The sequence below is a fragment of the Curtobacterium sp. A7_M15 genome, from assembly GCF_030705415.1.
Taxonomy (GTDB): Bacteria; Actinomycetota; Actinomycetes; order Actinomycetales; family Microbacteriaceae; genus Curtobacterium.
This window is the reverse complement of the sequence record NZ_JAUZED010000002.1, coordinates 14500-26641: the sequence shown is the minus strand read 5'-3', so window position 1 is coordinate 26641 and position 12142 is coordinate 14500. Positions and strand designations below refer to the sequence as shown.

At 71.1% G+C, this 12142-nt stretch carries 9 protein-coding genes; 3 read left to right on the top strand and 6 right to left on the bottom strand.

The annotated features are described in order from the left end of the window. Window positions 1–20: 20 nt before the first annotated feature. On the bottom strand, window positions 21–527 hold the full coding sequence (locus Q7F20_RS00645) for a GNAT family N-acetyltransferase (RefSeq protein WP_305738187.1): 507 nt from the start codon (window positions 525–527) through the stop codon (window positions 21–23). Window positions 528–543: 16 nt separating this feature from the next. Beyond that, window positions 544–3120 carry an RNA helicase gene (locus Q7F20_RS00640; protein ID WP_305738186.1) on the bottom strand — a complete coding sequence of 859 codons (2577 nt, stop codon included), beginning with the start codon at window positions 3118–3120 and terminating at the stop codon, window positions 544–546. A gap of 110 nt (window positions 3121–3230) precedes the next feature. On the opposite strand from Q7F20_RS00640, the gene Q7F20_RS00635 reads away from it, so the two are divergent. Further along, the gene (locus tag Q7F20_RS00635) at window positions 3231–4247 is read left to right on the top strand and encodes an LLM class flavin-dependent oxidoreductase (RefSeq protein WP_305738185.1); all 1017 of its coding nucleotides are present in this window, start codon (window positions 3231–3233) and stop codon (window positions 4245–4247) included. Between the two features lie 417 nt (window positions 4248–4664). On the opposite strand, the gene Q7F20_RS00630 is transcribed toward Q7F20_RS00635, so the two are convergent. Then, a complete protein-coding gene (locus Q7F20_RS00630) occupies window positions 4665–7136 on the bottom strand; it encodes a glycoside hydrolase family 3 C-terminal domain-containing protein (protein WP_305738184.1) in 2472 nt (823 codons plus the stop codon). Between the two features lie 29 nt (window positions 7137–7165). Then, on the bottom strand, window positions 7166–8434 hold the full coding sequence (locus tag Q7F20_RS00625; RefSeq protein ID WP_305738183.1) for an MFS transporter: 1269 nt from the start codon (window positions 8432–8434) through the stop codon (window positions 7166–7168). Between the two features lie 133 nt (window positions 8435–8567). Between Q7F20_RS00625 and Q7F20_RS00620 the strand changes: the two genes are divergently transcribed. Together Q7F20_RS00620 and Q7F20_RS00615 are read left to right on the top strand one after the other, a co-directional pair. Then, entirely contained in the window at window positions 8568–9158 is a 591-nt protein-coding gene (locus Q7F20_RS00620) for a TetR/AcrR family transcriptional regulator (RefSeq protein WP_305738182.1), read from the top strand. Window positions 9159–9261: 103 nt separating this feature from the next. Beyond that, entirely contained in the window at window positions 9262–10125 is an 864-nt protein-coding gene (locus Q7F20_RS00615) for an NAD(P)-dependent oxidoreductase (RefSeq protein ID WP_305738181.1), read from the top strand. Window positions 10126–10128: 3 nt separating this feature from the next. Here the strand turns inward: Q7F20_RS00615 and Q7F20_RS00610 are convergent, their stop codons facing one another. Then, window positions 10129–11700, bottom strand: coding sequence for a methyltransferase (locus tag Q7F20_RS00610; protein ID WP_305738180.1), 1572 nt, complete (start codon window positions 11698–11700; stop codon window positions 10129–10131). Beyond that, window positions 11697–12071, bottom strand: coding sequence for a helix-turn-helix transcriptional regulator (locus Q7F20_RS00605; protein ID WP_305738179.1), 375 nt, complete (start codon window positions 12069–12071; stop codon window positions 11697–11699). The genes Q7F20_RS00610 and Q7F20_RS00605 overlap by 4 nt, the downstream gene beginning before the upstream one ends. Window positions 12072–12142 lie beyond the last annotated feature (71 nt).

Sequence of the window (12142 nt, the reverse complement as noted above, 5' to 3'; positions counted from 1 at the left end):
GCGTCGAACGTACCCGTTCGTCAGAGGGGACGTTCCCAGAGCGCGACGGTGCTCTCGAGGTGGTCGTACCGGTACGGCTTCTCCTCCCCGGTCGGCGCGTACCCGAGCGCGCGCCAGAACGGCTCGGCCACCGAAGCGTTCGTCGCCACGATCCCGAGGCGCAAGCGCTCGACAGGTGGATGCTGCACACGATCGACGACGGCCTCGTGCATCGTCCGCCCGAGTCCCCGGCCGTGGAACCCGCCGCGCACGATCAGCAGCCCGATGTACGCGACGCCCGGCGACGGGTAGCCGAGCAGCACGTCCGCGAACGCCACGAGTCGACCGCCTTCCCACAGCCCGAGGCCGACCTTGCCCGACGGATCGAATCCGTCCGGCACCGACAGCAGCGCGCTGAGCCCGTCGGACCGCCCCGGCGGGTACCCCGTGATGCGGGCCGCGTAGTCCGGCACCGACTCGAGCAGGTCCTGCAGCGCAGCGACGTCACGATCGGCCGAAGCGCCCCCGAGCTCGCGCACCACCGCCATCAGCGCACCGCAGCCATCAGTCGACGTCCACCTCGGCCCACCCGTCGAAGCGGCCGATCTCGGTGACCCGGACCACGGCCTCCCCGGCTTCGTCCGAGGCGTTGAGGTCGATCGTCGCCGAGAACCCGAAGTCCTTGTCGCCGGACGGATCCGCGAAGATCTGTCGCGCTCGCCAGACGCGCGCCGAGCCCGAGACCCCGGTCTGGGCCTCGGACAACACGAGGTACTGCATCGACCGCGCGTCCGCGTCGGTCCCGATCGCGTCGTGCTCCTCGTAGTACTCCTCGAGCACGTTGTCCCACGCCGAACGGTCGAACCCGCTGGTGGCGTCGAGTTGCCCGAGCCCGTCGGGGTCGTCCGCCGCGGCGAGCAGCACCCGCTGGAACAGCGCGTTGCGCACGAGCACCCGGAAGGCGCGGACGTTCCCGGTGAGCCGCGCGGGCTGCGGCGGCGCGATCTCCTCGTGTTCGGCCGCAGCTTCCGCCACCGAGCCGTTGAGCAGCGCTTCCCACTCGTCGACGAGCGACGAGTCGGTCTGCTTGACGACCTCGCCGAGCCACTCGATGAGGTCGTCGAGCTCGGGGGTGCGCTGCTCGTCGGTGATCGTCTGCCGCATGGTCCGGTACGCGTCGGACAGGTAGCGGAGCACGAGTCCCTCGGAGCGGGTGAGCTGGTAGAACCGCACGAAGTCCCCGAAGGTCATCGCGCGCTCGTACATGTCCCGCACGACGGCCTTGGGCGAGAGCCCGAAGTCGAGGACCCAGGGCTGCTCGGCCGCGTACGCCTCGTACGCGGCGTCCAACAAGTCGGACAGCGGGCGGGGCCAGGTGACCTCCTCGAGCAGCTCCATCCGCTCGTCGTACTCGATGCCCTCCTGCTTCATCCGCGCGACGGCCTCGCCGCGCTCCTTGAACTGCTGCTGCGCGAGGATCGCCCGCGGGTCGTCGAGGGTCGACTCGACGATGGACACCATGTCCAGGGCGTAGGTCGGCGAGGAGGGGTCGAGCAGCTCGAACGCGGCGAGCGCGAACGGCGACAGCGGCTGGTTGAGCGCGAAGTTCGGGGCGACGTCGACCGTGACCCGGTACGAACCGTCGACCTTCTCGATCACCCGCGCGTTGATGAGCGTCCGTGCGATGGTCAGGGCTCGCCGTGCCATCGCGAGCTGCCGCGACCGGGGTTCGTGGTTGTCGAAGACGAGCGACCGCACGGCCTCGAATGCGTCTCCCCCACGCGCCACGACGGAGAGCACCATCGCGTGCGTGATCCGCATCCGCGACACCATCGGCTCGGGCTCGGCCGCGATGAGCCGCTCGAACGACGCCTGCCCCCACGACACGAAGCCGTCCGGCGCCTTCTTGCGCTTGATCTTGCTCTTCTTCTTCGGGTCGTCGCCGGCCTTGGCGACCGCGCGGGCGTTCTCGATGTCGTGCTCGGGTGCCTCGGCCACGACGTCGCCCTCGGTGTCGTAGCCGGCGCGACCGGCCCGCCCGGCGATCTGGTGGAACTCGCGCGCGGACAGCTGCCGCATCCTGGTGCCGTCGAACTTCGTCAGGCCGGTGAGCAGCACCGAGCGGATCGGTACGTTGATGCCGACGCCCAGGGTGTCGGTGCCGCAGATGACCGGCAGGAGCCCGCGCTGGGCGAGCTGTTCGACGAGCCGCCGGTACTTCGGCAGCATGCCGGCGTGGTGGACGCCGATGCCCGCGCGGATGAGCTTCGAGAGCGTCTGCCCGAACCCGGCGCTGAAGCGGAACCCGGCGATGGCCTCGGCGATCTGGTCGCGACGTTCGCGGGACGCGACCTTCGCGGACAGCAGGGCCTGCGCCCGTTCGAGTGCGGCCGCTTGGGCGAAGTGGACGATGTAGACCGGCGCCTTGCCCTCCTCGAGCAGGCGCTCGACGGTCTCCTGCACGGGGGTCATCACGTACTCGTAGGACAGCGGGACGGGGCGTGAGACCCCGGTCACGCGGGCGGTCGGTCGTCCGGTCCGGCGCGAGAGGTCGTCCGCGATCGTCTGCACGTCGCCGAGGGTGGCGGACATGAGCAGGAACTGCGCCCGCTCGAGCACGAGCAGCGGCACCTGCCACGCCCACCCGCGATCGGGGTCTCCGTAGTAGTGGAACTCGTCCATCACGACGACGTCGACCTCGGCGTCGGGCCCCTGCCGGAGCGCGAGGTTCGCGAGGATCTCCGCCGTGCAGCACACGATCGGCGCATCGGCGTTCACGCTGGAGTCGCCCGTGACCATGCCGACGTTCTGTGCGCCGAACAGGTCGACGAGCTGGAAGAACTTCTCCGAGACGAGCGCCTTGATCGGCGCCGTGTAGTAGCTCCGCTTCCCCTCGGCCAGCGCTGCGAAGTGCGCACCGGCGGCGACGAGCGACTTGCCGGTGCCGGTGGGCGTCGAGAGCACGACGTTGGCGCCGGACACGAGCTCGATCACGGCTTCGTCCTGCGCCGGGTAGAGCGGCCGCCCGCCCTCGGCGGCCCAGGCCGCGAACGCCTCGTAGACGGCGTCCGGGTCGACGACACCGTCGACCGCCGCCGGCAGGGCGGCGACGAGCGGGGGCAGCGTGGTGACGTCGGTCATGGGACCATCCTCCCAGGTGGGTGGTGACCGACCGACGGACTGGAGGAACGGTGCGGGCCCGCACCGCGCCTCCCGTCCCGCACGTGGATGCGTCCGCATACAGTGAACGTGTGCGCGAACTCGGCTTCCTCTCCTTCGTCCCGAACCACGACGGCACGGTCGGCGCGGCCGCCGCCCTCGAGGACGGGCTGCGCCTCTTCGAGACGGCAGAGTCGCTCGGCTACGGCACCGGCTGGGTCCGGGGCCGCCACTTCGAGCCGTTCCTGACCAGTCCGATGACGTTCTTCGCGGCCGCGGCGCAGCGCACCCGGACGATCGGCTTCGGCACCGCGGTCCTCGGCATGCGCTACGAGGACCCGATCCGGCTCGCCGAGGACGCCAGCACGGTCGACCTCCTCAGCGGCGGCCGCGTGCAGCTCGGCATCTCGACCGGCATCGCGGGCTACGGCCCGATCCTCGACCCGGTGTTCGGGGCGTCCGACCGCAGCTTCCGTGACGAGGCCGAAGCCCGTGCGTCCCGCCTGCTCGAGGTCCTGCGGGGCGAACCGCTCGGCACGTCGGGCACGGGCTACGAGAGCATCCCGGCCGGCGCCGACCTGACGCTGCAGCCCCTCAGCCCCGGACTCCGCGACCGCGTGTGGTGGGGCGGCGGCAGCATGGGGACCGCGGTGCGCACGGCCGAGAAGGGCCTGCTGCTGCACTGCTCGACCCTGAACACCGAGGACACAGGCGCACCCTTCGCCGATGCTCAGGCCGACCAGATCGCCGCGTACCGCGAGCGGTTCGCCCGGCTGCACCCCGACCGCACCCCCAAGGTGGCGGTCGGCAGGATCGTCGTCCCACTGCTGGACGACCACGACCGCGCCGTGCACGAGGAGTTCCTCACCGGCTACGCGAGCGGCATGGACGACGAGGGGCGACCGCTCTCGGGCAACCCGCCGTTCCGATTCAGCCGAGTGGTCTCCGGCAAGCCGTCGGCGATCGTCGACGCGCTGCTCGCCGACCCGGCGGTGCAGGCAGCCGACGAGCTCGTGGTCACCCTGCCCGCGAACGGTGACGTGGCGTCGCACGAACGGATCCTTCGCATCGTCGCCGAGGACGTGGCCCCGGCCGTCCGAACGCCGTGATGCGGGGCATCCGGCGGGCCCGCAGCGGGTGGTGGTGAGGCTCCCCGGGAGCCCGGCCGGATGACCATCTCGTTCCTGATCCGCACGGGATGGTGCAATCATCGTTCCACCGCCCACGGGGTTTGTCACACGAGATTGCGGTTCGTGGACCAAAAACATGACATTCGATCACGGGTTTTTCCGGAGCTGACGGAAGTCGGGCCCACATCCGTCCCGGACGAACGAATGCGCCCCCGCGCGGACGCGGGGACGCATTCTGGACGCACCAGGACCGCCAGGGCTCCATCGGCCGGATCAGGAGACCGTGTCGCTCACACGGCGGCCCAGTACTCGGTGCGCGCGCCGACGGTAACCAGCCGTCTGGCGCAGATCGATGCTACTGAATGATCACAGCATCAGCGCGGAAAGCGGACGACTTCACGCGGATCGGACGGTCACGGTGCCGGATTCGTCCGACACCGATGCGCCGACGTGCAGCGTGAACGTGCCCGGTTCGAGGGTCCAGACACCGTCCCAGTGCGCGAAGGCCCGCGCCGGGATCTCGATCGAGACCTCGGTGGACTCACCCGCGCCGAGCCGCACGGGCGCGAACCCGACGAGCCAGCGGACCGGACGGTCGACCGCCGACGACTCCCGCGAGGCGTACACCTGCACGACGTGCTTGCCGGACCGGTTCCCCGTGTTCGCGACGGTCGCGGTGACGATGACCGCGTCGCCTTCGCGGACGGTCGGCGTCGCGGCGACACCGTCGATGGTCCAGGTCGTGTAGCCGAGCCCGTGCCCGAACGGGTAGGCCGGCTCGGTGCCCGCGCGGAGCCAGGCGCGGTAGCCGATGTGCACGCCCTCGTCGTAGGACACCTTCCCGTCGACCGGGGTGACGTCGAGCACTGGCACGTCCGCCATCGCGACGGGCCAGGTGGTGGGCAGGCGTCCACCGGGCTCGCGTGCACCGGTCAGGACGTCGGCGAGCGCGTTGCCGTACTCCTGTCCGCCGAACCAGGTGAGGAGGACCGCGGCGACGTCGTTCCGCCACGGCATCTCGACCGGCGAGCCGGCGTTCACGACGACCACGGTGTTCGGGTTCGCCGCCGCGACCGCGCGGACCAGATCGTCCTGGTGACCGGGGAGCGCGAGCGAGGAGCGGTCGTAGCCCTCGGACTCGACCTTCGAGTTGGTCCCGACCACGACGACGGCGACGTCCGCCCCGGTCGCGGCGGCGACGGCCGCGTCGATCAGCACCGACGGGTCCTCGTCGCTCGGCTCGGTGCCGAACTGGTACGCGAGCACTCCGCCGAGCGCCTCGTCCTGGACGACGTCGTACTCGATGCGGATCGCGACGTCCTGGCCGGCCGTCACCGGAACGGGCACCGAGCGTGCCGGCGGGTTGAGGAACGCGGCGCCGAGCTGGTCGCCCTCGTACGGGACGTCCTCGTCGAGCAGGAGCTCCCCGTCGATCCACATGCGCGAGCGGCCCGCCGCACCGATGCCGATCCGGACCGTGCCGGTGGACGGCGACGTGTAGGTCGTGGTGATGTCGAGCCGATCGGCCTCGCGCGTCGGGGCGTCGCCGCCGAACCAGAACAGTGCGGTGGCGCGACGGTCCTCGACGTACAGCTCCTCGCCGTCCTTGACGAAGGCGACGCGGGCGCCGGGCTCGCCGGTGCCCGGGTTGGTGATGGTGGACAGCGGGAACTCCGCGATGCCCTCCTGCACGACGGCACCGATCGCGTAGTCGATTGTGGCGCCCGGGAACGCCGAGCGGATCCCGTCGAGCGGCGAGACGACCTGCGACGGCACGACGGTGGCCGAGCCACCGCCCTGGGTGCGGGCCTGGTCGGCGTTGTGGCCGATGACGGCGATGCGCGACACGGCGGGGGCGTCGAGCGGCAGGATCCCGGTGTTGCGGACGAGCACGGTGCCCTCGGCCTCGGCCTCGCGGACGAACGCGACGCCGTCCTCGACGTGCACGGGCTGCGCGGCCACGGGCTCGAAGCCCTCGAGCGCACCGACCCGGGCGGCGAGGGTGAGGATGCGACGCACCTTGCGGTCGACGGCCTCGATCGGCACGGCACCGGACTCGACGGCGTCGAGCAACGGCCCCTCGCTCCACCACTGGTTCGGACCGGGCATCGCGACGTCCTGGGACGCCTTCGCCGAGTCGACCGAGCGGACACCGGTCCAGTCGGAGACGACGATGCCGTCGAAACCCCACTCCGAGTTCAACGGCGTCTCGAGCAGGTCGTTCTCGGACGCGGTGACGCCGTTGATCGAGTTGTACGACGACATGACCGCCCAGGCGTGCGCCTCGGTCACGGCCTTCTCGAACGCGAGCAGGTACAGCTCCCGCAGGGCACGGTCCGAGACCTCGGTCGACGCGGTGAAGCGGTCGGTCTCGTAGTCGTTCGCGACGTAGTGCTTCGGGGTCGCGGCGACGCCGTTCTCCTGCACACCGTCCACGTACGACGCGGCCAGGTCACCGGTGAGCACCGGGTCCTCGCTGAACGCCTCGAAGTGCCGGCCACCGAGGGGCGAGCGGTGCAGGTTGATGGTCGGCCCGAGGACGACGTCGACGCCCTTGCGCCGGGCCTCGACGGCCGCTGCGGCGCCGTAGCGCTTCGCGATCGCACGGTCCCACGACGCACTCAGCGCCGTCGCGGAGGGCAGGTTCAGCGAGGGGTCGCGTTCGTCCCACACCTCACCGCGGACACCGGACGGCCCGTCCGACATCAGGATGCGACGCAGGCCGATCTTCTCGATCGGCCAGGTGGTCCAGAAGTCACGTCCGGTGAGCAGCTGCACCTTCTCCTCGGTGGTCAGCTGGGCGAGGAGCGCGTCGATGCGCTCGGCCAGCGGACTGGAGGCGCGGGTCGTCTCGTTCACGATGGTCACGGTGATCGGTCCTTTCGTGGGGACGTGCGTCAGCGCACGCCGCGGATGCGGGAGACGGAGACGATGCCGAGCAGGCCGACCGCCGCTCCGGTGATGAAGAAGCCGCTGTAGCCGCCGGTGAGGGCGATGACGCCGGGTGCCGACGCGGGGACGAGCGACTGCGGCAGGGCCTGCGCGATGTTCACCACGCCGAGGTCCTTCGCGTTGTCCTCGTCGGACGGCAGCACGTCGGTGATGAGGGCGAGGTCGACCGCGTAGAACACGCCCATGCCGGCGCCCATCACGAACTCACCGACGAGGACCATGCCGAGCGACGGCGCGAGCGCGATGAGCACGAGGCCGACGACGCCGACGACACCGGCCACGGCGACGAAGAGCTTGCGGCGCCCCAGCCGGTCGGACAGCCACCCCGCCACCAGCGAGGTCAGCACGATGCCGACGACGTTCCACAGCGTGCCCTGGAACACGGCGTTCGCGAGGTTCGACTCGTCGACCCCGATGTCGTCGCGCAGGAAGTACGTCAGGTAGCTCACGGCGGTGTACTGCGCGGCGACCATCATGAAGCGGGTGAGCCACGCCCAACCGAGGTCCGGGTGCTTCACGGGGTTGAACACGAAGGAGCCGAAGACCTGTCCGATCCCGAGCTTCGTGGTCGGTCGCTGCGCGAGCACACGGTCGCGGAACAGCAGGGCGTACAGGACGACGACCGCGGAGCCGATCGCCCCGGGGACGATCATCTGCGTCGCCGACGTCGAGAAGAGCTGCACGAGGAACGTGCCGCCGACGAGCGCGAGGTTCTGCGCGAGGCCGAGGAGTGCCGCGACCCGGCCACGCTGCGACCGCGTGACGTGGTCGGGCAGGACCGCGGTGAGTGCGGCGATGGTCGCGTTGTAGGCGATCTGCGCGACGCTCCACCCGATCACGAGCACCACGACGGACGACGTCGTCGCGACGACCACGAGCGCCGCGAAGCCGATCACGGTGCCGCCGATGATCCACGGGCGACGCATGCCGAAGCGCCCGGCGGTCCGGTCGCTGAACCGACCGGCCAGGGGGTTGGCGACCATCGCGGCGAACGCGCCGATGCCGAGCGCGAGACCGAGCACGCCCGCCTGGTTGTCCGGCGCGATCTCGGCGACCTTGAGCGCCATCGCGACCAGCACCGGCGGCAGGAGGGCGATGAAGAGCCCGAACATCGCGATCGGCATGCCGAGCGAGTACATGAGCGGATTCCCTCGACCCTGCGTGGGGGCGACTGCGGTCGGGGCGTCGGTGATGGACAGGGCGTCGTTGGCCACTGCAACCTCTTCTCGGGTGCGCCGCCGTCATCGGCGACTCGCACGCCTTCGTCGGCGGCTCGTGCCATCGTACCAGGAAAACCAACCTGCGCTAGGTTTCTTGCGGAGTCATCGGGAGCGGTACAGTCCTGCCATGGCACGACGGGGTTCGTACGCGAAGGGCATCGCGAAGCGTGAGGAGATCCTCACGACCGCGCTCGACCTCGTCGCGTCGCAGGGCTTCCGTCGCACGAGCATCAAGGACATCGCCGACGCCGTCGGGCTGACGCAGGCGGGGTTGCTGCACTACTTCGACTCGAAGGACGAACTCTGGGTCGAGATCCTGCGTCGCCGCGACGAGATCGACCTGCAGCACGACTGGAACGCACCGGACCCGGCAGCGCTGCTCGCCGCGATCGTGCGGCACAACGCCGAGGTCCCCGGGCTCGTGCAGATGTTCGTCAACCTGTCCGCCGCGGCCGCCACCGACCCGGAGCACCCGGCGCACGAGTACTTCCGCGAGCGCTACGAGCGGAGCCGCCGCGACCTGTCGTCCGACTTCCGCGCCATGCAGGAGGACGGACGCCTCCGCGTCGACGTCGACGTCGAGGAGCTGACGAGCGTGCTGCTCGCGGTGTCCGACGGCATGCAGATCCAGTGGCTGTTCGACCCCTCGCGGGACATGGCGGAGCACGTCGAGCTCGTCGTGCGGCTCGCGATCGCCCAGGTCGCCCCCACCGCCTGACCCGCCTGAGCGGGGTACGGGCAGGGCCTGGCCGGGTCAGCGCACACCGGGCAGGATGGAGTCAGCCCGCGAGGGCGGACCGACGACGATGTGGAGTGACGCGATGACGCGTGTAGTGGTGACCGGCGGCAGCGGCAAGCTCGGGCGAGCGGTGGTCCGCGACCTCGACGAGCACGGGTACGACGTGGTCGTGATCGACCGGGTGCCCTCTCCCGACAAGCCCGAACGGGTGCAGTTCGTCCGCACCGACCTCACCGACCACGGCCAGGTGCTGAACGTCCTGCTCGGCATCGACGACCGGTACGACCACGTCGACGCCGTGGTGCACCTCGCCGCGGTCCCGGCTCCCGGGCAGGTGCCGGACGTCGCGCTCATCACCAACAACGTGACGTCGTCCATCAACGTCTTCCACGCCGCACGCGCCGCGAAGATCAGGAACGTCGTCTGGGCGTCGAGCGAGACATTGCTCGGCATCCCGATGGGCGAGCACCACCCGCCGTACCTGCCCGTCGACGAGGAGTTCGCGGTCCGCCCGCAGTCGTCGTACTCGCTCGGCAAGGCGGTGGAGGAGGAGATGGCCCGCCACTTCACCCGGTGGGACCCGGAGCTGAAGATGATCGGTCTGCGCTTCTCGAACGTGATGGACGAGACCGACTACCCGTCGTTCCCGTGGGACGCGGACCCCGAGGCGAAGACGTTCAACCTCTGGTCGTACATCGACTCCCGTGACGGCGCCCAGGCCGTGCGCAAGGCCCTCGAGGCCGAGCTCACCGGGTTCGAGGCGTTCGTGATCGCCAGCCCGGACACCGTCATGGACACCCCGACGATCGAGCTCGTCGAGCGGTACGTCCCGGACATCGAGCGTCGCGCGGACATCGACGGCGTCAGCTCGCTGCTCTCGTCGGAGAAGGCCCGCGAGCTGCTGGGCTACGCCCCCGAACACAGCTGGCGCGACCACCGCGCCTGAGGATCAGGCGGCCGGGACGAGCAGGCCGTCGAGCACCAGGTCGCGCGCCGCCGGCAGCAGGTCGGCGGCGAGCGCCTGCTCGTCCACCCCGGTGATCTGCGCGAGGGCGCCGACGATCGCGGCCACCGACAGTTCCCCGTCGCACGCCCCGACGAACGCGGCGAGCGCGGTGTCCGCGTCCACGCGACGGCCGAGCCCACCGCCCTGCACGAGCGTCATCACGGTGGGGTCGTCGTTGCCCGGCCAGTAGTACCGCTCCTCGGTGACGTCGCCGGCCACCGCGAGGTGGGCGGCCGCGAGCGCGACGTCGTCGTGCGCGGCGAGCCACGCGGCCGCGTCGAGGACCCGCGCGACGGTCGCGCCGAGCCCCGCGGGGTTGGAGCCGAGCGTCTCGGGGACGCGCTCGAAGCGGCGGAGGTGCGCCGCGCCTCCCGCCTCCGGCTTCCGGACCACGACGTACCCGAAGCCGACGCCGGTCACCCGACGGTCCGCGAAGTCGTCGAGCCAGGCGCCGACCAGGCGGTCGAACTCCGCCGTGCCGGGCTTCGTCCCGCCGTCCCGGATCCACGTCTCGGCGTAGGCGGTGGGGTCCTGCCGCTCCCGCTCGACGACCCACGCGTCGAGCCCGGGACCGTCGGCGTCGGCGCGCTCGAACCAGGACCGCACGCGATCGAGCCCGTCCGTGCCCCAGTGGTACTCCCAGTTGCCGAGCAGCTGCGCGGTCCCGCCGGGTTCGAGGTGGTCCCCGAGACCGGTCAGGACGGTCTCCACGAGCGCGTCGCCCACCATGCCGCCGTCGCGGTACTCGTACGCGGGGACGCCCTCGCTGCGGGGCGTGATGACGAACGGCGGGTTCGAGACGATGCGGTCGAAGCGCTCCCCCGCGACCGGCTCGAACAGCGAACCGAGGCGGAACTCGATGCCGTCGATGCCGTTGAGCTGCGCGTTGAACCGGGCGATCTCGAGCGCGCGGCGCGAGATGTCGGTGGCGACGACCTCGTCGGCGAAACGTCGGGCGTGCATCGCCTGGATGCCGCAGCCCGTGCCGAGGTCGAGCACCCGACCAACGGGCACGGGGACCTGCAGGCCGGACAGCGTCGTGGTGGCACCGCCGATGCCGAGGACGTGCTCCTCGCCGAGGGCGGTGCCGAGCGCCAGTTCACCGAGGTCGGAGACGATCCACCAGCTGCCGGCGCCGAGGTCGTCGACGAAGGCGTAGGGACGGAGGTCGACGGTCGGCGTGACGGAGTCGGCGTCGATGTGGACGAGTCCCGCTGCCGCGACGGCGGTGATGCTCGCGGCCGGGAACGCGGCCTCGGCGTCGGCGCGCGGCACCGGGAGCCCCAGCACGAAGAGCGTCGCGAGGGTGCTCAGCGGGGTCGTGCCGCGCGCTGCGAGTGCCCGGAGCGCTGCGACGCGCGAGCCCCGGTGCAGCGACGCTGCGGCCTCGGCACCCCACAGTGCGTCGACCCGCTCGACCGTGAAGCCGGCGTCGGTCAGGTCACGGCGCAGCGCGTCGGCGACGGTGGCGTCCGCGACGATCGTCGGGAGTGCGTGCACGGCGTCGGCGCTCACGCGGCTCCGTCAGCGAGGTCGGCCCGCATGAGGGCCGCGGGGACCTCCCACGCGAACACGAGGTCGAGGAGCCCGGGGAACCGCTGTTCGACGTCCTCGATGCGGACGCGGCTCGACCGGGTGAGCCCCTCCTGGTGCTGTTCGAGGAGCCCGGCCTCGCGCAGGACGCGGAAGTGGTGGGTCAGCGTGGACTTCGGCCGGTCGATGCCGACCCACCCGCAGCTGCGGATGCCGCCGGCCGCGTCGACGAGGTAGCGGTGCAGGATCGCGAGCCGGATCGGGTCGCTCAGGGCGTCCATGACGACCGGCAGGTCCATCTCGGCCACGGACGGCTGCGGCAGGTGTTCGGGAGCATCCACGGTCGCGGGCATGGACGGGACGCTACCACCGTTGTGCTCACAGTACGACTTGCGTCGTACAGCCGGGTGCTGTACGAATGCAT